The following is a 22,936-nucleotide window of genomic DNA, read 5'->3' as shown; positions in this document are numbered from 1 at the left end:
AAAATCAGCTGAACTTCTAAGCAGGCGCCAGCTTCTATAGCGAAGAGTTATCGAGAAAACCAAACGATCGTTCCGGTAAAGGAAGTTTCAACGTGAAGCGACTATTCTGCTTGGCCGCGATTGCGGCCGCACTGATGGGGCAAAGTTTTACTGCACAAGCGGCAGGTGTTGAGTTTGCGGTGGGGGCCACCAGCGATTCGACCATGACGTACCGCCTGGGCATGAATTTCGATTGGGACAAGAGCTGGCTGCAGAGTGATGTCGGTCGCCTGACCGGTTACTGGAGCGGTGCTTATACCTATTGGGAAGGTGACAAGACATCCAGTAACAACAGCCTGTCGTTCTCGCCGGTATTTGTTTACGAGTTTGCCGGTCAGTCGGTCAAACCGTACATCGAAGCGGGGATCGGCGTGGCGGCCTTCTCTAACACCAAGTACGAATCCAACAATCTCGGCGGCTCTTTCCAGTTTGAAGACCGCCTCGGTTTTGGTCTGCGTTTCAATGGCGGGCATGAAGTCGGAATTCGTGCGACGCACTATTCCAACGCTGGTCTTGCCAGTGACAACGACGGTGTAGAAAGTTACTCGCTGCATTACACACTGCCGCTGTAACTGCTAAACGCTTGACCCCTGTGGGAGCGAGCCTGCTCGCGAAAGCTATTTCATATTCAACGAAGATGTTGAATGAAAGAGCGCTTTCGCGAGCAGGCTCGCTCCCACAGTTGTTTTCAGTGAACTCAAAAATCAGCGGTAGGCAGTCGTGATGCCTTTGCGCTCTTCAATGCACTCCGGCGCGCCCATTTCGAACTCGCGGCAGATCAGCGGGCGTTTCTCATAGATCGTGCACATCATGCTGTCGCGATCCAGCGCTGCACACCAGCCGTCGTCCAGACGCAGCATGACTTCGCCGCCCCACTCATCGGTATCGATAAAGCGATCAGGCACGCCAGTGTCGGTGATCAGCATCACTTCGAGCTGGCAACAGCACGCCGCGCAGGTCGAGCAGGTGACTGCCGGTTCAGTGATTTGTTGGTGGGGAATGGTCTTCATGGCCGGCAGTGTAAGGCAGTGGTCGACATGCGTGTGAAAGCTCTGACGGACGCTCAGTGGCTTAATCGCCGGGCCATCACATGCAACAGCGGAAACAGCAGCGCCCAGAGCAGGCCGATGCCGATCAGGGTGGGCAACTCGCCGTAGGGAAATTGCACGCCTGCCAGCCGCCCGCCGGCGTAGTAAGACAATGCGCCGCCGACGGCACCCAGTGAACTCGCCAGCCACCACGGCCGGGCGCTCCATGCCAGGCAGTGGCGCAAAGTGGTCGCGAGCAGCGCCCACAACAGCATCAGCCACAGTGGAATCAGCGGCGACAAGTCCTGAAATTCGAATACGCCCAAAGCGCGCAAAACGCTGTCCACCGCCGTGCCGACAATCACCACGCTCAACATCAGACGACCCTCGGCCGCCCAACTGCTGATCCAGCACAGATGGATGACCAGCACCGCCAGCGCCACCAGCAGCCACAAACTGTTGCCGCCGAGCACGCAGATCAGCCAGCCGATCTGGAACAATACGGCATTGGCGACACGCTCAAGCATCGAAGCGTCCGAGCAGCGGCGCAGTCATCGCGGCCGGTTTGGCCAGCAACAGTTGCGCGGTGCCGATGGTGCGTTCGAGGAAACCGCCCTCGCAGTAACACAGGTAAAACTCCCACAGCCGCAGGAAATAATCGTCATAGCCCAGTTCGGTGAGACGGCCATGGGCGCGGCGGAAGTTCTCATGCCACAGGCGCAGGGTTTTTGCGTAATGCAGGCCGAAATCTTCCATGTGCAGCAGGTTCATGTCGGTGTCGCGGCCGACCACTTCGAGCATTTTCTGCACGCAGGGCAGGGCGCCGCCGGGGAAGATGTAACGCTGGATAAAGTCGACGCCGCGCTTGGCCTGTTCGTAGCGCTGTTCGCGGATGGTGATTGCCTGGATCAGCATCAGGCCGTTGCTTTTGAGCAAATGCGCGCACTGTTTGAAGTAAGTCGGCAGGAAGCGGTGACCGACCGCTTCGATCATCTCGATCGACACCAGTTTGTCGTATTCGCCGGTGAGGTCGCGGTAGTCCTTGAGCAACAGCGTGACCTGATCTTGCAAACCGAGTTGTTCAATGCGCTGCGCGGTAAACGCGTACTGCTCTTTCGAGAGGGTCGTGGTGGTGACGCGGCAACCGTAATTTTGTGCGGCGTAGAGCGCCATGCTGCCCCAACCGGTGCCGATCTCGAGCAAATGGTCGCCGGGTTTGAGCGCGAGTTTCTGGCAGATGCGCTCCAGCTTATTCAACTGAGCCTGCTCCAGGCTGTCTTCGGGCGTAAGGAACTGCGCCGCCGAATACATCATGGTCGGGTCGAGAAACTGTTCGAACAGATCGTTGCCAAGGTCGTAGTGCGCGGCGATATTTTTCTGCGAACCCTTGCGCGTATTGCGATTGAGCCAGTGCAGACCTTGCACCAACGGCCGGCCGAGACGTGCCAGGCCGCCCTCCATGGCATCGAGCACGTCGAGATTGCTGACGAACACGCGTACCACCGCCGTCAGATCCGGTGAACTCCAATAGCCGTGGATAAACGCCTCACCGGCACCAATCGAACCATTACCGGCAACCATGCCCCAGACCGCCGAGTCGAGCACGTGGATTTCCCCGAGCAAGGCACTGCCCGGCGCACCGAACATCAGCCGTTCGCCATCCTCGACCACCAGCAATTGTCCGTGTTTGAGCTGCGCCAGTTGGCGCAACACACCACGGCGCAGCAACGACCCGGTCAGACCGTTGGTGCTGAGCCGGCTGACCGACAGACTAGAGGATTTCATGGCGGTGCTCCTTGGGAGGCACAGTGGCGGTTTGAAAGCTGCCGTCGGCAGTCTGATGAGCAAAGATCGGTGCGCGTTTAAGCAGCAGTCGCAGCGCCTGCCAATAAATCGCCAAGGCGGTTTTCGCGGTCATCCACGGAAAGCGGCGCAAGTAACGGTGCAAGCTGTGGCGATCGAGGCTTTCGCGTTGCAGATTGAGCGTCGCGTCGAACAGCTTGTGCTCGCCCTGCCAGTCGGCCATGTGCACGCCGAGGGTTTGCGCGGCGGGGCTGAAGCTCATGCGGTATTCGAGATCGCGCGGCAAAAACGGCGAAACGTGAAAGGCCTTGGCCACGGCGAAGTGCTGGTGAAAGTCCCGCAGGTCGACGGGCGTGCGCGCTGGAAGCACATAGTGATAACGCTCGCGCCATGGCGTGTTGGTGACTTCGCAGACAATCGCCGCCAGTTGCCCGTCGGCTTCATGGCAATAAAAGAAACTCACCGGGTTGAACGACAACCCCCAGCTACGCGCCTGGGTCAGCAGGCAGATCGAGCCTTGCGGTTCATGGCCGATGGCGATGCCGACCTGCTGACGCACGGCATCGATCAGGCGTATGCCACGGCCGGTGAAGGTCTTCAGGTAGTCGGTCTCGCGAAATGAAAACGGCGCAAAGCGACTGCGCCCGGCCAGCGGCGACAGTGCAAGCACGGCGTCCTGCTCGCTGAGGTCGAGGTAGAGCAAACCGATCCGATAGCGGAACTCATGGCGGCGCGGCGAGAAGCGCCGATGGCCGATCCAGCCGCTGTACAGGGCGCTGTTCATAAGGTCTCCCCGAACGCGGCGGCCACGCGCAAGGCGCTGACGACACCGTCCTCATGGAAACCGTTGGCCCAATAGGCGCCGCAATAATGCGTGTGCTGCGCGCCATCCAGTTCACTCCAGCGATTTTGTGCTGCCACCGCCGCGAGGCTGAATTGCGGGTGGGCGTAGGTGTAACGGGCGAGCACTTTGTCCGGGCTGATGCCGGCACTCTGATTGAGGCTGACGCAGAACGTGGTGTCGCTCTGAATGCCCTGCAGAATGTTCATGTCGTAGGTGACGGCGGCGTGGGTGTGGCCGGCGCCGCAGAGCCGATAGTTCCAGCTCGCCCAGGCGAGTTTGCGTGTCGGCAACAAGCGCGTGTCGGTGTGCAGCACCACTTCGTTGTCGGCGTAGGGCAGGGCGCCGAGGATCGCGCGTTCGGCTTCGCTTGGGACCGCCAGCAGTTTCAACGCTTGATCACTGTGACAGGCGAACACCACCTGATCGAAGTGTTCGAGGCCTGCCGGGCTGTGGATAACTACGCCATGCACGTCACGATCAACCCGGGCTACCGGGCAATTGAGACGAATCCTTTCCTTGAACGCGGCCGTCAGCGGCGCGATGTAAGCGCTGGAGCCGCCTTCGATGACTTGCCATTGCGGCCGATCACTGACCGACAACAGTCCATGGTTCTTGAAAAAACGTACGAAAAACTGCAGCGGGAAATTGAGCATTTCCGCCATCGGCATCGACCAGATCGCCGAGCCCATCGGCACGATGTAATGCAGGATGAACCGTTCGCCGTAACCGCCAGCCTTGAGGTACTCGTCAAGGGTTGTGTCAGCGGCGATGCGCAGTTCAACCAGGTCGCGCTGGGCTTCTTTGTTGAAGCGCAGAATGTCGCGCAACATGCCCCAGAACCCCGGCGACAACAAATTGCTGCGCTGGGCGAAGAGGCTGTTGAGGTTGTTGCCGTTGTATTCCAGGCCGGTGTCCGGGTCGGTCACCGAGAAACTCATTTCGGTCGGCTTGAACGCCACGCCGAGCTGCCCGAGCAGGCGGATGAAATTCGGGTAGGTCCAGTCGTTGAACACGATGAAACCGGTGTCCACCGCATATTGGCGGCCATCGACGGTCACCGGCACCGTGTGCGTGTGGCCACCAACCCAGTCGCCAGCCTCGAACACCGTGACTTCATGGCGGCGATTGAGCAGGTAGGCGCAGGTCAGCCCGGCGATCCCGCTGCCGACGATGGCGATTTTCATGTCGGATCCGTCAGCGGAGGCGACTTGCGCACCATGCGCTTGCCGATCGCCAGTTGCACACGTGCCGGCAGTTTCGACAGCGGCCACAACGCGGCCATGAACAGCGCCGGAAAGGCGATCTCCAGCGGCCGGTCCTTGAGCTTGGCGAAGATGTGCCGCGCGGCTTTATCCACAGGCCAGCTCAAAGGCATCGGGAAGTCGTTTTTCGCGGTCAGCGGAGTTTCGACGAAACCGGGGCTGACCACGGTGACTTCAATGCCTTCGTCGGCCAGATCGATGCGCAGCGATTCGAACAGATAACGCAGTCCGGCCTTTGAGGCGCCGTAGGCTTCGGCCCGTGGCAGTGGCAAGTAGGTCACCGAACTGGCCACGCCGATCAGATGCGGCGCGGTGCCTTTGCGCAGCAGCGGCAGCGCGGCTTCGATGCAATAACTGCTGGCGAGCAGATTGGTGCGCACCACATGCTCGACGATCGATGAGTCGAACTGTTTGGCATCGACGTATTCGCAGGTGCCGGCGTTGAGAATCACCGAGTCCAGCGAACCCCAGTCCGCGGCGATCTGCTCACCGATTTCGCGCACCGTCTGGCTGTTGGTCAGGTCACCCGGCACTACCAAAACCTGCCCTGGATAGCGTTGTGACAAGACTTTGAGCGGGGCAATCTGACGGGAACTGACCGCCAGGTGCGCACCGGTTTTCAGGATCTCTTCAGCCAGCGCCGCGCCGATGCCACTGCTGGCCCCGGTCAACCAATAACGCCGTGGAGGTGTACGACTCATCCCATTCTCCTTTTCAGCCAGGCAATGACCCGGCCCAATACTGGCAAGTGTTCATACAGCAGCGCCCCGGCATCGAAATAATCCCGATGGCGATAAACCTTGTCGTGCCACAGCAAATGCGAGCAGCCGCTGACGCGTATCAAGCGGCCACCCGCCAGGCGCGGATGGCGATAACTCATGACCCAGCGCAGGTAACCCTCACAGTCGCCGATCTGGTCGAAACCATGAAAATCGAAACGCAGTTCGCTGACGTTGGCGTATAGCTCGCCGAAGTAGTCGCGTAACTGCGCCAGACCCTGCACCTCGTGCAGCGGGTCGGTGAAGTGAATGTCATCGCTGTACAGCTCGCCCAGGCTTTGCAGGTTGTCTTTGTTCAACGCTGAAAATTGCCGGGCGAAGCGGCGCAGGAATTCACTCATCGTCGCCTCCTGAAGACGTCCGCGAAGGCAGGTTCTTGAAGGCCGCCAAAGCGCGCTGACGCGAGGTGCTGAGGTTGACGATCGGTGACGGATAGTCCGCCGCGCCGAACAAGCCACCGAGGTCGGCAGGGTTATGCACTTGTTTTTTGTTAAGGTCGGCCAGTTCCGGCAGCCAGTGCTTGATGAACAGGCCTTCGCTGTCGAACTTTTCCGACTGGCTCAACGGGTTGAAAATGCGGAAGTACGGCGCCGAATCGGTGCCCGTCGACGAACTCCATTGCCAGCCACCGTTGTTCGCCGCGAGATCGCCATCAATCAGGTGGCGCATGAAAAAGCGTTCGCCTTCACGCCAGTCGATCAGCAGGTTTTTGGTCAGAAACATCGCCACGATCATGCGCAGGCGATTGTGCATCCAGCCGGTTTCGAGCAATTGGCGCATGGCCGCGTCAATGATCGGCAGGCCGGTGCGCGCCTCTTGCCACGCGGCGAGATCGTCCGGCGCATCACGCCAGGCCAGCGCTTCGGTTTCCGGGCGGAAAGCGCGATGGCGGGAAACGCGGGGATAGCCGACCAGAATGTGTTTGTAGAACTCACGCCACAGCAGCTCGTTGATCCAGGTGACCGCACCGACCTTGCCGCTTTCGAATTCGCCCTGATTGCTTTGCAGGGCGGCGTGCAGGCATTGCCGTGGCGAAATTACACCGGCAGCGAGATACGCCGAAAGCTGACTGGTGCCAGGCTTGGCCGGGAAGTCGCGTTCGCTCTGGTAGTAGTCGATTTGCGCGTCGGTGAAGGTGTCGAGGCGGCGTCGGGCTTCCTTTTCGCCGGCGGGCCATAGATCGCGCAGGGTCTGGCTCGGTGTGGCGAAGCCTTTGACGGAGTCGGGAATCGGGTCGCTGCTGACCTCAAGTTTTTCCTGTTTGCCGGGGGCTTTAACCAGCGCCGGCATCGAGCGATGCAGGCGTTCATAACAGACTTTGCGGAACTGGCTGAACACCTTGAAGTAACTCTCGGTCTTGGTCAGTACGCTGCCGGGTTTGAACAGCAACTGGTCGAGATAGCTGTGAAAGGTGATGCCCTCGGCCTTCAGTGTTTCGGCCACCGCTGCATCGCGACGGCTTTCATGGTCGCCATATTCTTCATTGACGTGAACCGCCGCTATCTTCAGTTGCCGGCAGAGTTTGAGCAGTTCCGCCGGAGCTTGATCCCAATGGCTTGCAGTGCGAATCAGTAACGGGATGTTGAGTGTGCCAAGGCTTGCGCTCAGCTCACGCAGGTTGCGCAACCAGAAGTCGACCTTGCACGGCGCATCGTCATGTTCCAGCCACTGCTGCGGGCTCAACAGGTACACGGCGACCGTCGGGCCGCGCGCTGCGGCGGCTGCGAGAGCGGTGTTGTCATGTTGGCGCAGGTCGCTGCGCAGCCAGATCAATTGCATGTCGGCACTCACGGCGTCCATTAAATCAGCCCACGCTGAACGAGTTCCTGATGCGCAAGAAGCGCGTCTTCCGCCAGGAACACATCAGCCATCTCGGAAGTTCTTACGGACAACTCGGCGTGGTGGATGCATACCGTTGGTCCGACCAGCATTTTTGGACAACTGACTCCGTTCAGTAGCTTGGGCAACTGCGCAAGGTTCATGGCTTTGCTGGAATACAGCAGTACGCCACGGGCTTGCAGATGTTCGACCGCCAGCGCCAGTTCGGCGGCCGGCAGCGGCCAGTCAAACACTTGCACCGGACAATCGGCGCTGCTGATCAGCCACGCGCACAGCCACAGATGAGGTTCCAGTGGCAGGTCGGAATGGTTGATCAACAGCAGCGGGGCGCCATGCAACTGACGATTGTTATGGTAGATGCGTGTGCCGAATTTGCTGCGTAACCACGAATAAAAGAACACCCGTTCCATCTGCGCGCCGAACTGGCCCTGCCAACGCTGCTCCAGTTCCGCCAGCAACGGCATCAGCAATTGCTCGCACAGCGTGCGTGGCGGGTAGAGCGCCATGGCCTGATTGACGCTGTCGTCGAGGCTGCGTTCATTGAGCTGCGTAACGGCCGTCAGCAGTGTCTGGCGCAAGCGCTGCCAATCGTTTTCCACTGATTCGCTGAACGCCTGCGGTGCGTCGAGGAGCGGTTTGACCTGACTGACAGCAACACCACGGTTAAGCCAGGTGAGGATGGTCAGAATTTGCTGAACATGTTCGGCCGAATACAGCCGGTGGCCCTTGGGCGTGCGTTGCGGTACGACCAGCCCGTAGCGGCGTTCCCACGCGCGCAGGGTGATCGCGTTGACGCCGGTCTGCCGCGCGACTTCGCGGATCGGCAGCCAACCCTCGTCGAGGGCTTTTTTAAAATCCGCGCCTAGGTCTTCCTGGGCGCTGGTATCCATTTTGTCGTTCATTAGATTGCGTTTCGCAGGCTGAGGTTTTCCGGGTGCGGTTGCAGGTAAACCTGTTGCGCGATGTACGAATCCGGATGGAGGCGAAAGTGATGCTTGAGCAACGTCAACGGCACCACCAGCGGCACGATGCCTTGGCGGTACTGGCCGATGACGTGTTGCATTTCCTGTTTGTCTTCGGCGCTGATTACCTGTTTCAGATAACCGCTGATGTGCAGCAGCACGTTGCAGTGGGTGCCACGGGTGGCGCATTTTTTCAACGCTGCCATCAGTTCGCTGAAGTAGCGTGGGCCGAGCTCGACGGGATCGCTGTGCGCCATGTTGCCCAACAGCTTGCCGAGTGCTTTGTATTGCAGCGGGTTGTGCGCCATCAGCAGGTATTTGTAGCGCGAGTGGAATTCGGTGAGGGCGCGGCGGCTCAGACCTTTCGCGAGGACTTGCTGCCATTCGCTGTAGGCGAACACGCGGGTGATGAAATTCTCGCGCAGCACCGGATCGTTGAGACGCCCGGCTTCTTCCACGGGCAGATCCGGGTGCTGTGCGCAGAACGCCTGGGCGTAAATCCCGCGCCCGCCGCCGTTCACCGGGGCGCCGTTGGCGTGGTAGACCTTGACCCGTTCCAGGCCGCAGGACGGCGATTGCTGCATGAAGATGTAGCCGCAGATGTCATTGAGTTCGGCGGCCATTTTCTCGCCGTATTCGGCCAATGGCTGGGTGACGTTGATCGCCCGGTTCACCGTGCCGACCGCTTGCGGATGCTCGGCGTCGCCGACGAGACGGGTGGGTTCGCGCGGGATGCCCAAACCGATCGCGACCTCCGGGCACACCGGGACGAAATCGAAATGCTCGGTGAGGGTGCGGCTGCACAGGCGTGATTCCTTGTGCCCACCGTTGTAGCGCACCTCGGCACCCAGCAGGCAGGCGCTGATGGCGATTTTTGGCTTCGCGGCGGGCAGGGCAAGCATAGGCACCTCGAATCTAAACCTATACAGAGATCAATCTCTGTACAATATTGGCTTAGCATAGATTCAAAGGTGTACAAGTCAAATCATTTGTACAACTTTTTCGGTTAAATCGCTAATCCCCTGTGGGAGCGAGCCTGCTCGCGAATACGGTGCGTCAGTCAATGCATCTGTTGAAGGTTAATCCGCATTCGCGAGCAGGCTCGCTCCCACAATGGCTGGTGTTTATTTCCAGCCCTGCAGCCATTCAGCGTTGTTTTGTAGCGTCTGCCAATCGAATCTTTCGGCACGCTTGGTCAACACCGCCTGCAACTCGACTTCCAACACCGTGCCTTCCTCATCACGGAACAACTCGGTCACCAGAAAGTGTTTTTCACGGTTTTGCGGGTGAGCTGCTGTCCATTTCGACAGCAGCAATTTTTGCGGATTGATGCGGTTCATTGTAGGTGTTCGTGCAAGCGTCGCGCAGCTTCCTGGCCACTGAGCCAAGCGCCTTCGACTCGCCCGGACAGGCACCAGTCGCCGCAGGCGTACAGGCCCAGATCGGCATCGGCCAGCGTGCCCCATTCGTGGCCCGTCGCGGGTCGCGCATAGAGCCAGCGGTGGGCGAGGCTGAAGCTCGGCGCTGGCATGGCGCTGTGCAGCAACTCGGCAAAGGCGCCGTGCAGTTGCTCGATCACCGCTTCCTTGGACAGGTCGATGTGTTGCCGGCTCCACGCACTGGTAGCATGCAGCACCCAAGTGTCGAGGGTGTTGTCGCGCCCCGGTTTGCTGCGGTTGCGCGCCAGCCAGTCGAGCGGGCTGTCCTGCACGAAGCAGCCTTCGATCGGCGTGTCCAGCGGCGTTTCGAAGGCGAGGGCGACAGCCCAGGTCGGCTCCATTTTCACCCCCGCGGCGGCACCGGCCAGCTTCGGCGCAGCGGCCAGCAATGCCGTCGCTTGCGGGGCTGGCGTGGCAATCACCACGTGGCTGAACGGTCCGTGGGTGAAGCCTTCGGCGTCTTGCAAATGCCAGTGTTCTTCACCGCGAAAAACTTCGGTAATCCGGCAGGCGAAGTGCACCTCCAGGCCATCGAGCAAGCCACGGGTGATGGCGCTCATGCGCGGCGCACCGACCCAGCGGGTCTGCTCGTCCGGCGACAGATTCAACTGCCCGCCCTGATAGGTGTAGAGCTGCGGCGTCCACTCGGCGACCCAGCCCTGGCTTTGCCAACGCTGCACTTCGGTGACGAAGCGGCGGTCGCGGGCGGTGAAATATTGCGCGCCCATGTCCAGCGAGCCAGCGTCGCTGCGCTTGCTCGACATGCGCCCGCCGCTGCCGCGACTTTTATCGAACAATTGCACGGTATGCCCGGTCTCTGTCAAAGCCTGGGCGGCGGAGAGCCCGGCGATGCCGGTGCCGATGATTGCGATAGGTACAGTCATAGGGGCCTCGTTTACCTTTCTGTACAGACTACGCCGTGGATGAAACCTGTACAATTTTGTTTTTTGGTATAACTTCTAGCGTTCTCGTTCTGACAGCTTGGCCTATGGTTAAACAATAGAGCCTGCCCGATAGAAAAGATCCCTGTTTATAAAAATAGACTAGTGATCCGGGTTAAACGCCACGCGAGGAAGATGTCATGCACATATTGCTGACCGGCGGTACTGGTTTGATAGGACGTCAGCTCTGCCGACACTGGTCGGGGCAGGGGCATCGCCTGACGGTGTGGAGCCGAAAACCGGAGAAGGTCGCGAAGATCTGCGGCGCGCAGGTGCGTGGCATCGCGCGTCTGGAAGACCTCGGCGAGGAGTCCGTGGACGCGATCATCAATCTGGCCGGCGCGCCGATTGCCGATCGGCCGTGGACCCATCGCCGCAAAGCGTTGCTCTGGAGCAGCCGCATCACGTTGACGGAAACACTGTTGGCGTGGCTCGAAACCCGCGCGCAGAAACCGCCATTGTTGATTTCCGGTTCGGCGATCGGCTGGTACGGCGATGGCGGTGAGCGCGAGCTGACCGAAGATTCGCCGCCGGTGATCGACGATTTTGCCAGCCAGTTGTGCATCGCCTGGGAAGAAACCGCGCAACGTGCCGAAGCGCAGGGAATCCGTGTGGTGCTGGTGCGAACCGGTCTGGTGCTGTCGGCCGAGGGCGGCTTTTTGTCGCGGTTATTGCTGCCGTTCAAACTCGGCCTGGGCGGGCCGTTGGGCAATGGTCGGCAGTGGATGCCGTGGATTCATATCAGCGATCAAATCGCCCTGATTGATTTTCTTCTGCACCGCGATCAGGCCAGTGGTCCTTATAATGCGTGCGCGCCGAAACCTGTGCGCAATCGCGAATTTGCCAAGACGCTGGGCAGCGTGTTGCACCGCCCGGCGTTCATGCCGATGCCGACGCTGGCGCTGAAAGTCGGTCTCGGCGAGATGTCTTTGTTGTTGCTCGGCGGCCAGAAGGCGATGCCGGCACGCTTGCTGGAAGCGGGTTTCACTTTCCAGTTCACGGATTTACGTGCGGCCCTGGACGATCTCTCCAGCCGCCTCTGAAATAGGACGTTGCATGACCGATCACGCCTTGCTTCTGGTCAACCTGGGTTCCCCGGCCTCCACCTCGGTGGCCGATGTGCGCAGCTACCTCAATCAATTCCTGATGGACCCGTACGTGATCGACCTGCCATGGCCGGTGCGGCGTCTGCTGGTGTCGCTGATCCTGATCAAACGCCCGGAGCAATCGGCCCACGCCTATGCCTCGATCTGGTGGGAGGAGGGTTCACCGCTGGTGGTGCTCAGCCGGCGCCTGCAACAGCAGATGACCCGGCAATGGACGCATGGCCCGGTGGAACTGGCGATGCGTTACGGTGAGCCATCGATTGAAACCTGTTTGCTGAAGCTGGTTGCGGCCGGGCGCAAGCGCATCACGCTGGCGCCGCTGTACCCGCAGTTCGCCGACAGCACCACGACCACGGTGATCGAAGAAGCGAAACGGGTAATCCGGCAGAACAAGCTCGATGTGCAATTGTCGGTGCTGCAGCCGTTCTACGATCAGCCGGAATACCTCGATGCGCTGGTTGAAAGCGCGAAGCCGCATCTGCAGCAGGATTACGATCACTTGCTGCTGAGCTTCCACGGTTTGCCCGAGCGGCACCTGACCAAACTCGATCCGACCGGCAATCATTGCTTCAAGAATGAAGACTGCTGCAAGAACGCCTCGCCTGCGGTATTGGCGACCTGTTATCGCGCGCAATGCCTGCGCACAGCGGCGTTGTTTGCTGAGCGCATGGGCCTGCCGGATGGCAAATGGTCGGTGTCGTTTCAGTCGCGTCTGGGCCGGGCCAAGTGGATCGAGCCGTACACCGAAGCGCGGCTGGATGAACTGGCGAAAAGCGGCGTGAAGAAGATTCTGGTGATGTGTCCGGCGTTTGTCGCCGACTGCATCGAGACGCTGGAAGAGATTGGTGATCGCGGTAAAGAGCAATTCCGCGAAGCGGGGGGCGAAGAGTTGGTCTTGGTGCCGTGCCTCAATGATGACGCGCAATGGGCGAAGGCGTTGGCAACTCTTTGCGAACGAGCGCCTCTGGCCCTCTGAAAGCAAATCGCGAGCAGGCTCACTCCTACAGGTATTGCGTTGACCTTGTAGGAGTGAGCCTGCTCGCGATAGCTATCTGTCAGGCGATGAAGATCTAAAGATTCAGATCAGCGGCTCATCCGCCTTCTTGTTCTTCCAGCCATCATTGCCCGGCAGAATCAGGTTCAGCGCAATCGCCACCACCGCGCACAGCGCGATGCCTTTGAGGCCGAAGTCGTCCGGACCGGTACCGGTGCCGACCAGCACACCGCCAATCCCGAACACCAGCGTCACCGACACGATCACCAGATTGCGCGCCTCGCCCAGATCGATCTTGTGACGGATCAGGGTGTTCATCCCCACCGCCGCGATCGAGCCGAACAACAGGCACAGAATCCCGCCCATCACCGGCACCGGAATGCTTTGCAGCAGCGCGCCGAACTTGCCGATGAACGCCAGGCTGATGGCGAAGATCGCCGCCCAGGTCATGATTTTCGGGTTGTAGTTCTTGGTCAGCATCACCGCGCCCGTCACTTCGGCGTAGGTGGTGTTTGGCGGACCACCGAACAGACCGGCTGCGGTGGTGGCAATGCCGTCACCGAGCAGGGTGCGATGCAGGCCGGGCTTCTTCAGATAGTCGCGACCGGTCACGCTACCGACGGCAATCACGCCACCGATGTGTTCAATGGCCGGAGCCAATGCCACCGGGACGATGAACAGGATCGCCTGCCAGTTGAACTCCGGCGCGGTGAAGTGCGGGATCGCAAACCATGGCGCAGCGGCAATCTTCGCGGTATCAACGACACCGAAATAGAACGCCATAGCAAAACCGACCAGCACGCCGGAAATGATCGGCACCAGACGGAAGATGCCTTTACCGAACACCGCCACGATCAACGTGGTCAGCAATGCCGGCATCGAGATCATCATCGCGGTCTGGTAGTGGATCAGTTCCGAACCGTCGCCAGCCTTGCCCATCGCCATGTTCGCGGCAATCGGCGCCATGGCCAGACCGATGGAAATAATCACCGGACCAATCACCACCGGCGGCAGCAAACGGTCGATGAAACCGGTGCCTTTGATCTTCACGGCAAGACCGAGGAAGGTGTAGACGAAACCGGCCGCCATCACCCCGCCCATGGTCGCGGCAAGGCCGAACTGGCCCTTGGCGAGAATGATCGGGGTGATGAAAGCGAAGCTCGACGCCAGAAACACCGGCACCTGACGCCCGGTGACGATCTGGAACAGAATCGTCCCCAGACCTGCGGTAAACAGTGCCACGTTCGGGTCTAGGCCCGTGATCAGCGGCATCAGCACCAGAGCGCCGAAAGCCACGAACAGCATCTGGGCGCCGGACAGCACCGTGCGCCAGAGCGGATCGTTGAACTCTTGCTGCATGGTTACGCGTCCTTCTGCTTGGTGCCGAAGATCTTGTCACCGGCGTCGCCAAGTCCAGGAATGATGTAACCGTGCTCGTTCAAGCGCTCATCGATGGACGCGGTGTAGATGGTCACGTCCGGGTGAGCCTTTTCTACGGCGGCAATACCTTCCGGCGCGGCAACCAGCACCATCGCGCGGATGTCCTTGCAGCCGGCTTTCTTCAGCAGGTCAATGGTCGCAACCATCGAGCTGCCTGTGGCGAGCATCGGGTCGATGATCATCGCCAACCGTTCGTCGATTTCCGGAACCAGTTTTTCCAGATAGGTATGCGCTTGCAGGGTTTCTTCGTTGCGGGCGACACCCACAGCGGAGACTTTGGCACCCGGGATCAGGCTCAGCACACCTTCGAGCATGCCAATGCCGGCGCGCAGGATCGGCACGACGGTGATCTTCTTGCCGGCGATTTTCTCGACCGACACGGTGCCGCACCAGCCTGCAATATCGTATGACTCCAGCGGCAAATCTTTTGTAGCTTCATAGGTCAACAGGGCGCCGACTTCCTGAGCGAGCTCACGGAAGTTCTTGGTGCTGATATCGGCGCGGCGCATCAGGCCGAGTTTATGGCGGATCAGCGGATGGCGGATCTCGAGGATGGGCATGGAAAAACTCCGGCGGCGGGCAAAAAAACCGGCCTAGATTAATCTATCCGAGGGTGATGTCCTATAGGACATTCTGTACGTTAGTCCATAAAGGCTTGATTCGGCCTCGATGGATGCGTACCTTTGCCCGCTTTTCCAATTCCGCCAACCCCTGGAGAGCGCCATGTCCGCTGATCTCGAGCATATCCGTCAAATCATGCGAGAGGCTGACTGCCTGTACACCGAAGCTGAAGTCGAGGCGGCCATCGCCCGTGTCGGTGCACAAATCAACGAACAACTGGCTGACAGCAACCCGGTGGTGTTCTGCGTGATGAACGGCGGCCTGATCTTCTCCGGCAAGCTGCTGACCCATCTGCACTTCCCGCTGGAAGCGTCCTACCTGCACGCGACCCGTTATCGCAACGAAACCAGCGGCGGCGACCTGTTCTGGAAAGCCAAGCCGGAAGTCTCGTTCATCGACCGCGACGTGCTGATCATCGACGACATCCTCGATGAAGGTCACACCCTCGGCGCGATCATCGACTTCTGCAAACACGCCGGCGCGCGCAAAGTGCACACCGCCGTACTGATCGACAAGGATCACGACCGCAAGGCGCGTCCTGACCTGAAAGCCGATTTCGTCGGCCTGCCGTGCATCGACCGTTACATCTTCGGTTACGGCATGGACTACAAAGGCTACTGGCGCAACGCCAACGGGATCTTTGCCGTTAAAGGCATGTAAGACCCCCGCGCTATCCCCTGTGGGAGCGAGCCTGCTCGCGAAAGCGATCTTTCATTCAGCATAAGTGTTGAATGTGAAATTGCCTTCGCGAGCAGGCTCGCTCCCACAGTTGTTTTGTGTGTGCTGATCCATCCGCGATACCCATGCTAGAGTGCTCGGCCCCGCCCCCCGGAGCCTGTCATGCGCCTCTTGATCCGCAGCTTTGCCGCCCTGTTGCTGGCCCTCAGCCTGCCGCTGTCCGCCGCGCCGATGCACAGCCAGTTCCTGCCGCCGGACGATCTGACGGTGCGCGATGCCGAGCCTGAACAGCAGCAACTGTTGCAGGTCACCGATTACTCGGTGGTCGTCGGCGCGCAACGCCAGTCCAATCAGCAGCCGATTCCGGTTACTTCATCGCTGCTGATTCGCCTCAAGGGCAAATCCCTGAACAAGGGCGCGACCATCACTCAGGTGCTGGTCAATTTCGACGGCGAAAGCAAAAGCCTGAAAAAACCGATCTACGACGACAAGAGCAAGACCCTGACGTTGTTTTATCCACTGGCCCAATACCGCGTGATCATCGATCTGCTGCGCAATGACACCGTGTATGTGCAGTTCCTCAGTTACGCCAATGGCCATATCTGGGCCGATTTGCACACCGGGGCCGTGCGATCGCGTTGAGCCGGGCGGCCGGGCAGGGGTAAACTGCCCGCCCCGTGTAATGTCTGCGAGCTGGAGTCGGCAATGCGTAAAGATAAGAAACAAGTGATTGGTGACGAGATCGGCGATGAGCAGATCAAGCTGTTCCTCGATTTTGAGCCGGTCGACGCCACTTCGCCGTCGCTGCACAAACTGATCAAGGCTTACCGTGGCCTGCGTATCGACGACTTCGAGCGCTTTCTGGGCTTCTTCGTTGCGGCTGGCTACGACGTCGATGGCAAGGACGAACAGGGCAAGACCTTCGTTGAGCTGATCGCCGATCAGCGCAACGCCCCGGAATACATCGAGCTGATCGATAACGCTCGCGCTTAAGATCAAAAGATCGCAGCCTTCGGCAGCTCCTACAGAGTGAGCACAGAACCTTTGTAGGAGCTGCCGCAGGCTGCGATCTTTTGCTTTTCAAGGCCATAAAAAACGCCCCGCACTCACTGAGTACGGGGCGTTTTTTATGCGGCAAGATCAAGCGTAGCTTGGGGTCTCGCTGCTTTCTTCAACCAGTTCCAGCGCGATGTTGTTCTGCGTGTTGATCTTGCGATACAGCGCAGCATCGGTTTCCAGGACCTTTTCACGGGCCGGGAAGATTTCCGCCAGTTTGCCAGCCCACTCGCCTTTGGCCTTGGCCGGGAAGCACTTCTCGATCAGTTCCAGCATGATCGAAACGGTCACCGACGCACCCGGCGAAGCGCCGAGCAGGGCGGCGAGGGAACCGTCCTTGGCCGACACCAGTTCGGTACCGAACTGCAGAATGCCGCCCTTTTTCGGGTCTTTCTTGATGATCTGCACCCGTTGGCCGGCCACTTCCAGGCGCCAGTCTTCGGCTTTCGCTTCCGGGTAGAAACGGCGCAGGGAATCCAGACGCTGTTCCATCGATTGCATCACTTCGCTGACCAGGTACTTGGTCAGGTCCATGTTGTTTTTCGCCACGGCCAGCATCGGCCCGATGTTGCCGGCGCGAACCGACAGCGGCAGGTCCATGAAGGAACCGTGCTTGAGGAACTTGGTAGTGAAACCGGCGTATGGCCCGAACAGCAGGGATTTCTTGCCGTCGACTACGCGGGTGTCCAGGTGCGGCACCGACATCGGTGGCGAACCCACGGCCGCCTGGCTGTAAACCTTGGCTTGGTGATGCTTGACCACTTCCGGATTGTCGCAACGCAGCCACTGGCCGCTGATCGGGAAGCCGCCGAAGCCTTTGCTTTCTTCGATGCCCGAAGCCTGCAGCAACGGCAACGCCGCGCCACCCGCGCCAAGGAAGACGAACTTGGCATCGACTTCACGCGTGCTGCCGCTGTTGACGTCCTTGATGCTGACGGTCCAGCCGGCACCATTACGCTTGAGGCCGGTAACGCGCTTGCAGTATTTGACTTGAGTGTCGGGAGCGCTGGTCAGGTGCTTGAGCAACTGATTGGTCAGGGCGCCGAAGTTGACGTCGGTGCCGTTCATCACGCGGGTCGCAGCGAGGACTTCGTCCGGCGAGCGGCCCGGCATCATCAGCGGCATCCACTCGGCCATCTTGGCCTTGTCTTCGGTGTACTCCATGTCAGCGAAGGCGTGGTGCTTGCTCAACACGTCGAAGCGCGATTTGAGGAAAGACACGCCGCTGTCGCCCTGGACGAAACTCAGGTGCGGCACCGGGCTGATAAAGGATTTGCACGAGCCGAAGGTGCCTTTCTTGGTCAGGTACGACCAGAACTGCTTCGACACCTCGAACTGGGTGTTGATGTGCACGGCTTTCTTGATGTCGACGGTGCCATCGGCGGCTTGCGGCGTGTAGTTCAACTCGCACAGGCCGGCGTGGCCGGTACCGGCGTTGTTCCAAGGGTTGGAACTCTCGGCAGCACCGGAATCCATCAGCTCGACGACTTCCAGCTTGATCGCGGGGTCGAGCTCTTTGAGCAGTACTGCCAGGGTGGCACTCATGATGCCCGCCCCAACCAGAACTACGTCGACTGCTTCGTTATGCGCCATTTAACGCGTCTCCAAAATCTGCAGCACCAAATTGTCGGCATGGCTGCCAGGCGTTCCGGGACAGGTCAATGATGTCCGGGCTATCCGTGGTCAGGTTCGCCATGTCCGAATCTTCGCAATTTTTCGCAACTTCGACGGATGTATGCGGCTTGGCTTTCAAGAGCTCCATGAACTCATTTCAGCACGCAGCTGGCAATTCGACTTATGGTCGAGACATCCGTTTTTGTGCAACCAAATCCGTAGCGGACAGGCTTCAGGCTCCGATATTCGAGGTATACCCGGTCCTGTGTCGTTGGGCTGTTTCAGACGCTAATGGTGCATGTTCAGACGCAAAACTTTTCATTTGCTCGCCACACTCTTGTGAAGTTGTGAAAACCCGTTTTTTTCACGCTCTTTTGAAGACGTGAACCTCAAAAAAGGGCTGTCCAGGCCTGGCACCTTGCCCGAGGGCAAAAACAACGCGGTGGCCGAGCGTCATGACAGCTCTGCAGATTCGCGAAAAGCGGGGTTTTTGCCGGAAGAACAGGCAAGCGCGCCAACTTCACTCGATCTGTGTGGGCGGCTCTCTGTGGGCGATTTTGATGTCAAATGCATGCGCATTGACGCTGTTGCGGGGCCCGATCAGGAGACGTCCTTATAATCGGGGGGAGATTGTATCGAAGAAATGCGGGCAGTTGCTCGTGTTTAATGACTTTTATTAGGCATCCGGTCAGATGCTCAACATCGCTTGCACGCGTGCACGGGGCTGCGACGCTATGACGCGGGCGCTGGCGGGCAGTGGCTGGTGCAACCAGTTGAGGCGGATTTCTTCGATTTCCACCCAGCCGTCGCCCATTGGCTGCAGGCTGCACTGCTTGAATGCCTGGCAATGGCCATTGCGGTCGAGCAGGGCGAAGCTGCGATGCAGTGGGCGCGGTGCGAACAACGAGATCAGATAACGCATGGTTGAGTACCTTGTGGGGGACTGATTGCAAGGTTGCCAAGGCGCCGTGACGTCAACGTGTATGGCGGGTGAATAATCTGTGACAGGAACCGCTTTCCCAAGGGTTTGTCAGACATTTCAGTATTCACTGCCGGGCGCTGGTTACCCGCAGTGGCCCACCGCTATACTGCCGGCCTGTTTGTGCCTGATTCTGGAGAGAAGAGCATGTTGCAACGCCTGTTGTTCGGTTTGATCACTGTGGCCGGTTTGACCCTGGCCGGCTGCGCCCACAGCCCGCAACAACTGAACCCGGAGCCGAAGCTGACCACCCAGCTGCCAGCGGTCGGCCGTGGTCAGCCAGTCGTCGTGCGTGTGGTTGACGGTCGTCCGTCGCCAACCCTCGGTACCCGTGGCGGTCTGTACCCGGAAACCAGCGCCATCACCGTGCAGCGCGAGCAGATCCTGCCGAAGCTGCAGGCTCAGGCTGAAGCTGCCGTGCGCCTGTTGGGTTTCACCCCGACCAACAACGCGCCAAACGCTCCGCAGTTGACCGTGACCCTGGCCGAGCTGAAGTATCAGTCGCCGAAAGAAGGCATGTACGTGACCGAAGCGACCATCGGCGCGACCTTCCGCTCCGACGTGCAGAACGCCAACCGCCGTTACAGCGGTCGTTACGGTGCGTCGCTGGACCAGCGTTTCGGCATGGCGCCGAACCAGGAAACCAACACCAAACTGGTCAGCGATGTGTTGAGCGATGCGTTGACGCGTCTGTTCAAGGATCCGACTGTGGGTCAGGTTCTGGCTGAGTAGGTTTTCAGCGGATGTGAAAAAGCCCGGGACCAGTGATGGTTTCGGGCTTTTTTGTGGGTGTCAGGGTTGGGATTTGTGTCGTATGGAAGATCGATCCCCCTCACCCCAACCCTCTCCCCCAAGGGGTAGAGGGGGAAGGGAGCCGATTTGCGTTGTTCTTGAGATCTGCATTCACCTCGGACTTTCAGGTCGATGTACCTCGACAAAACAACTCGGTCAGTCCCCTCTCCCTCCGGGAGAGGGCTAGGGTGAGGGCGCTTTTGATTTTTCAAGCTGCCTGCGAGTAGAAATCGAGAACGCTAACGCCCGTCAACAAATCCGTCTCGGGCAAATCCGCATGCTGATGCCCGCCGAGCGCGCAATACACCAGCCAATGGCGATCTTGAACATTGAAGGCAAGGCTGCCGACGAGGCTCTGTTGTTCGTCGTAGGGGGTGATGAGGTACAGACGATCCTGGTTTTCAGCGTGAAGCATGTCGCGTTCCATGTGTGTTTCGAGGCGCGCAGGGTGGCCTATCCACATGACGATGCCGTGACACAGGACAGCCATCGGTCGATTGTCAGGTAATTTGTCGCAAAGCTTGGGGCAGGGCGCTCGGGTTTCGGTAGAATCCGCGCCGCGGTCGTCGATCTGGCGTCTGCCATACCGGTTCAGATAGAGGTCTGTGATGTCGCTGCACTTGATGACACTGTTTACCGCCCATCCCGCCAAGTTGATCAACCTGCTGGCGCTGTTGTTGGCGTTTCCGGGCAGTTGGCTGCTGCACGCCACTCGCCGCCGTGAACAGCGCGCGATGGCCAGCATTGCCGCCCAGCGTCAGGCGCAGCCGAATGCCGAGCCGATCCTGGACTGGGCGACCTTGCGCATGAACCGGTTTTTCTATCGATTTGGTTTTGCTTGCCTCGGGCTGGCCCTGATCGTTTCCTGGATCAGCACGCGCTTCTAAAAGCTTCAGGCATAAAAAAACGGCGCCCGAAGGCGCCGTTTTTGCGTCAGGTGGAAACCGCTTACAGCGGCAACCCAGCCTTGACCCGATACTGATTGCGCACCGGCGTCGCGTATTGCAGCACCAGATACGGACGGTGCTCTGCAGGGCACGCATCCAGCCGGCTCTGCCATTCTTCCTGCGCCTTGGCCAGTTCATCCGCCGGGAACACCTCGGCAGCTTTCGGCACATTCAACTGCGGATCAGCATCGGCCCACTGCGCATACGCCAGGTAATGCACCGGGAACAAGCGGTAACCGCCGAGAATCTGCTTGTCCATTTCCACCGCCAATTGCTTGGTGTCTTCAAACAGCTCGGTGATCGGCGCGGCAAAGTTCACGTGCACCCGGCCCTTGTAGCCAGTGATGCCCTTGGCGATGCTTACGTCATCCTCGCCCGGCGCTTTGGCGTAGGTGCCGGTGGTGGCGCGGATGTACAGCTCGCGGGCCTTGGCCTGGTCGCACGGGTCGTATTCGTAGCTGATCGACACCGGGGTGACGTTCAGCGAGCGAATGACTTCGCCGAACGGCTCGTCCTTGCGGCTCATGTGGAACATCTTGAGGATCGCCGACTCGGTGCGGTCGTCACCGTCCTTCGCCCGCCCTTCGGCCTGAGCGATCCAGATCGACGCGCAATCGTTGCGGATCGAGTGGTTGATGTACGCCGACAACAGTTGATACGCAGCCATTTTCTCGCGACGGCCGGTGATCGAACGGTGGACGATAAAGCTCTTGTTCAAACGCATCAGATCGCTGACAAACGGCTTTTGCAGCAGGTTGTCGCCGATCGCGATGCGCGGCGTCGGCAGGCCGGCGTGGTACACGGCGTAGTTGACGAAGGCCGGGTCCATCACGATGTCGCGGTGGTTGGCGATGAACAGATAAGCGCTGCCGGACTTGAATTGCTCGACACCGGTGTAGGTCACGCCGTCGGTGGCGCGCTCGATGGTGTGGTCGACGTAGGACTCGACCTTGTCCTGCAAAGTCGCCACCGAGGTCACGTCGGCGAACTCACGACGCAGCCGATGGGCTATAAGTGGTTTGAGCATCCAGCCGAAAGCACCGGCAAAACGCGGGAAGCGGAAGTGGGTGAGGATATCTAGAAACGCCTTGTCGCCGAGCAGTCTTGCCAGTACCACAGGTACTTCGCTGTCGTCGTAAGGTCGGATGGCATCGAATTCGCCCATCATGCTCTCTTGTTGGAAACGGCTAGGGTAAGTAAAGGTTTTGATCGAAAACCCGCGGGGCACGGTCTGAAAAAGTAGCCAGACAAAAATAGCCCTGCAAATAGACCGGCGATTATACGCACAAGTCACTTGGGAGACCGCGATGCTGGAAACCGCTGATTACGAATGTCCTTATTGTGGGGAAGTAGTAGAGACGACGCTGGACCTGTCCGGTGGAGATCAGACTTACATTGAGGACTGTCAGGTGTGTTGTCGGCCGATCACGTTTGTATTGCAGGTTCATGGAGAGGAATGGCATCTGGAAGTCTTCAGCGAAAACGAGTGAGGCGTGCCCATGCAGCGAATCTATGAGCCGGAAAACCTGATGGAAGGTGAAATGCTCAAGGGCATGCTCGCCAGCGAAGGCATCGAGGCGCACTTGATTGGTCGCGATTTGCTCGGTGGAACGGGCGAGCTGCCGATCTTCGGTCTGTTGGGCTTGTCTGTGGATAACGACCAGGCCGAATACGCCCGCGAGCTGATCACCGCGTACAATGCCGCGCTGCCGCTGCCCGGCGATGAACCGGAGAGCTTCCCCGGGACGCTGGTCTGTTAGGCTGAGCTTCGTT

28 protein-coding genes are annotated in these 22,936 nt (G+C 59.4%); 10 read left to right on the top strand and 18 right to left on the bottom strand.

Translation table 11 applies throughout. The annotated features are described in order from the left end of the window. Positions 1–92 precede the first annotated feature (92 nt). Positions 93–611 carry an acyloxyacyl hydrolase gene (locus HU718_RS25605; protein WP_102901133.1) on the top strand — a complete coding sequence of 173 codons (519 nt, stop codon included), beginning with the start codon at positions 93–95 and terminating at the stop codon, positions 609–611. Between the two features lie 132 nt (positions 612–743). Here HU718_RS25605 and HU718_RS25600 read toward each other — a convergent pair whose 3' ends face one another. From HU718_RS25600 to HU718_RS25545, 12 genes are all read right to left on the bottom strand, one after another. After that, a complete protein-coding gene (locus HU718_RS25600) occupies positions 744–1,049 on the bottom strand; it encodes a YkgJ family cysteine cluster protein (RefSeq protein ID WP_007912865.1) in 306 nt (101 codons plus the stop codon). 53 nt (positions 1,050–1,102) lie between these two features. Then, positions 1,103–1,594, bottom strand: coding sequence for a DUF2878 domain-containing protein (locus tag HU718_RS25595; protein ID WP_150707654.1), 492 nt, complete (start codon positions 1,592–1,594; stop codon positions 1,103–1,105). Next, the gene (locus tag HU718_RS25590) at positions 1,587–2,852 is read right to left on the bottom strand and encodes an SAM-dependent methyltransferase (RefSeq protein ID WP_186616459.1); all 1,266 of its coding nucleotides are present in this window, start codon (positions 2,850–2,852) and stop codon (positions 1,587–1,589) included. Before HU718_RS25590 ends, HU718_RS25595 begins: the two co-directional genes overlap by 8 nt. Further along, the gene (locus tag HU718_RS25585; RefSeq protein WP_016987209.1) at positions 2,839–3,654 is read right to left on the bottom strand and encodes a DUF1365 domain-containing protein; all 816 of its coding nucleotides are present in this window, start codon (positions 3,652–3,654) and stop codon (positions 2,839–2,841) included. The genes HU718_RS25590 and HU718_RS25585 overlap by 14 nt, the downstream gene beginning before the upstream one ends. Further along, complete coding sequence (locus HU718_RS25580; RefSeq protein ID WP_186616460.1) at positions 3,651–4,898, bottom strand: NAD(P)/FAD-dependent oxidoreductase; 1,248 nt, start codon at positions 4,896–4,898, stop codon at positions 3,651–3,653. The genes HU718_RS25585 and HU718_RS25580 overlap by 4 nt, the downstream gene beginning before the upstream one ends. After that, positions 4,895–5,677, bottom strand: a complete 783-nt coding sequence (locus tag HU718_RS25575; protein ID WP_095122991.1) for an SDR family NAD(P)-dependent oxidoreductase — start codon at positions 5,675–5,677, stop codon at positions 4,895–4,897. The genes HU718_RS25580 and HU718_RS25575 overlap by 4 nt, the downstream gene beginning before the upstream one ends. Then, entirely contained in the window at positions 5,674–6,096 is a 423-nt protein-coding gene (locus HU718_RS25570; RefSeq protein ID WP_186616461.1) for a nuclear transport factor 2 family protein, read from the bottom strand. The genes HU718_RS25575 and HU718_RS25570 overlap by 4 nt, the downstream gene beginning before the upstream one ends. After that, complete coding sequence (gene phrB / locus HU718_RS25565; RefSeq protein WP_186616462.1) at positions 6,089–7,534, bottom strand: deoxyribodipyrimidine photo-lyase; 1,446 nt, start codon at positions 7,532–7,534, stop codon at positions 6,089–6,091. Before phrB ends, HU718_RS25570 begins: the two co-directional genes overlap by 8 nt. A 20-nt stretch (positions 7,535–7,554) precedes the next feature. After that, the gene (locus tag HU718_RS25560) at positions 7,555–8,496 is read right to left on the bottom strand and encodes a MerR family transcriptional regulator (RefSeq protein WP_150707658.1); all 942 of its coding nucleotides are present in this window, start codon (positions 8,494–8,496) and stop codon (positions 7,555–7,557) included. Further along, complete coding sequence (locus HU718_RS25555; RefSeq protein ID WP_186616463.1) at positions 8,496–9,458, bottom strand: YbgA family protein; 963 nt, start codon at positions 9,456–9,458, stop codon at positions 8,496–8,498. The genes HU718_RS25560 and HU718_RS25555 overlap by 1 nt, the downstream gene beginning before the upstream one ends. 222 nt (positions 9,459–9,680) lie before the next feature. After that, positions 9,681–9,896: a TIGR02450 family Trp-rich protein gene (locus HU718_RS25550; protein ID WP_186616464.1), complete on the bottom strand. Its 216-nt coding sequence runs from the start codon at positions 9,894–9,896 to the stop codon at positions 9,681–9,683. Further along, the gene (locus tag HU718_RS25545; RefSeq protein ID WP_102901142.1) at positions 9,893–10,879 is read right to left on the bottom strand and encodes an NAD(P)/FAD-dependent oxidoreductase; all 987 of its coding nucleotides are present in this window, start codon (positions 10,877–10,879) and stop codon (positions 9,893–9,895) included. Before HU718_RS25545 ends, HU718_RS25550 begins: the two co-directional genes overlap by 4 nt. Before the next feature lie 197 nt (positions 10,880–11,076). Between HU718_RS25545 and HU718_RS25540 the strand changes: the two genes are divergently transcribed. Together HU718_RS25540 and hemH are read left to right on the top strand one after the other, a co-directional pair. Beyond that, a complete protein-coding gene (locus HU718_RS25540; protein ID WP_186616465.1) occupies positions 11,077–11,979 on the top strand; it encodes a TIGR01777 family oxidoreductase in 903 nt (300 codons plus the stop codon). 13 nt (positions 11,980–11,992) lie between these two features. Continuing rightward, on the top strand, positions 11,993–13,018 hold the full coding sequence (hemH, locus tag HU718_RS25535) for a ferrochelatase (RefSeq protein ID WP_186616466.1): 1,026 nt from the start codon (positions 11,993–11,995) through the stop codon (positions 13,016–13,018). 102 nt (positions 13,019–13,120) lie between these two features. Here the strand turns inward: hemH and HU718_RS25530 are convergent, their stop codons facing one another. Continuing rightward, positions 13,121–14,395 (bottom strand): uracil-xanthine permease family protein, encoded by a 1,275-nt coding sequence (locus tag HU718_RS25530; protein WP_007912843.1) that lies wholly within the window; start codon positions 14,393–14,395, stop codon positions 13,121–13,123. Positions 14,396–14,397: 2 nt separating this feature from the next. After that, a complete protein-coding gene (upp, locus tag HU718_RS25525) occupies positions 14,398–15,036 on the bottom strand; it encodes a uracil phosphoribosyltransferase (RefSeq protein ID WP_007912842.1) in 639 nt (212 codons plus the stop codon). Positions 15,037–15,199: 163 nt separating this feature from the next. Between upp and HU718_RS25520 the strand changes: the two genes are divergently transcribed. The 3 genes from HU718_RS25520 (at position 15,200) to HU718_RS25510 (ending at position 16,768) form a co-directional block, all read left to right on the top strand. Next, positions 15,200–15,757, top strand: a complete 558-nt coding sequence (locus tag HU718_RS25520) for a hypoxanthine-guanine phosphoribosyltransferase (protein WP_064387625.1) — start codon at positions 15,200–15,202, stop codon at positions 15,755–15,757. Between the two features lie 180 nt (positions 15,758–15,937). Then, entirely contained in the window at positions 15,938–16,417 is a 480-nt protein-coding gene (locus HU718_RS25515; protein WP_186616467.1) for a hypothetical protein, read from the top strand. 63 nt (positions 16,418–16,480) lie between these two features. After that, positions 16,481–16,768, top strand: a complete 288-nt coding sequence (locus tag HU718_RS25510; RefSeq protein ID WP_186616468.1) for a PA4642 family protein — start codon at positions 16,481–16,483, stop codon at positions 16,766–16,768. A gap of 147 nt (positions 16,769–16,915) precedes the next feature. On the opposite strand, the gene mqo is transcribed toward HU718_RS25510, so the two are convergent. Both mqo and HU718_RS25500 read right to left on the bottom strand, forming a co-directional pair. Next, positions 16,916–18,424 carry a malate dehydrogenase (quinone) gene (gene mqo / locus HU718_RS25505; RefSeq protein ID WP_186616469.1) on the bottom strand — a complete coding sequence of 503 codons (1,509 nt, stop codon included), beginning with the start codon at positions 18,422–18,424 and terminating at the stop codon, positions 16,916–16,918. Positions 18,425–19,133: 709 nt separating this feature from the next. Next, positions 19,134–19,367, bottom strand: a complete 234-nt coding sequence (locus HU718_RS25500; protein ID WP_007912834.1) for a hypothetical protein — start codon at positions 19,365–19,367, stop codon at positions 19,134–19,136. A 204-nt stretch (positions 19,368–19,571) separates the two neighbouring features. Between HU718_RS25500 and HU718_RS25495 the strand changes: the two genes are divergently transcribed. Then, entirely contained in the window at positions 19,572–20,156 is a 585-nt protein-coding gene (locus tag HU718_RS25495) for a YajG family lipoprotein (protein ID WP_008086137.1), read from the top strand. 268 nt (positions 20,157–20,424) lie between these two features. On the opposite strand, the gene HU718_RS25490 is transcribed toward HU718_RS25495, so the two are convergent. Then, complete coding sequence (locus HU718_RS25490; RefSeq protein WP_008083982.1) at positions 20,425–20,631, bottom strand: hypothetical protein; 207 nt, start codon at positions 20,629–20,631, stop codon at positions 20,425–20,427. Between the two features lie 193 nt (positions 20,632–20,824). On the opposite strand from HU718_RS25490, the gene HU718_RS25485 reads away from it, so the two are divergent. After that, positions 20,825–21,103, top strand: a complete 279-nt coding sequence (locus tag HU718_RS25485) for a hypothetical protein (protein ID WP_016985168.1) — start codon at positions 20,825–20,827, stop codon at positions 21,101–21,103. Positions 21,104–21,164: 61 nt separating this feature from the next. Here the strand turns inward: HU718_RS25485 and HU718_RS25480 are convergent, their stop codons facing one another. Next, positions 21,165–22,328, bottom strand: a complete 1,164-nt coding sequence (locus HU718_RS25480) for a 1-acyl-sn-glycerol-3-phosphate acyltransferase (protein WP_176470129.1) — start codon at positions 22,326–22,328, stop codon at positions 21,165–21,167. Positions 22,329–22,470: 142 nt separating this feature from the next. Here HU718_RS25480 and HU718_RS25475 point away from each other — a divergent pair, with 142 nt between their 5' ends. After that, a complete protein-coding gene (locus HU718_RS25475; RefSeq protein ID WP_016985166.1) occupies positions 22,471–22,653 on the top strand; it encodes a CPXCG motif-containing cysteine-rich protein in 183 nt (60 codons plus the stop codon). 9 nt (positions 22,654–22,662) lie between these two features. Next, the gene (locus tag HU718_RS25470) at positions 22,663–22,923 is read left to right on the top strand and encodes a putative signal transducing protein (RefSeq protein ID WP_007912819.1); all 261 of its coding nucleotides are present in this window, start codon (positions 22,663–22,665) and stop codon (positions 22,921–22,923) included. Positions 22,924–22,936 lie beyond the last annotated feature (13 nt).

This window comes from Pseudomonas tensinigenes, from assembly GCF_014268445.2.
Taxonomy (GTDB): Bacteria; Pseudomonadota; Gammaproteobacteria; order Pseudomonadales; family Pseudomonadaceae; genus Aquipseudomonas; species Aquipseudomonas tensinigenes.
Note: the sequence above shows the minus strand (reverse complement) of the source record. Positions and strands in the feature narration are given on the sequence as shown.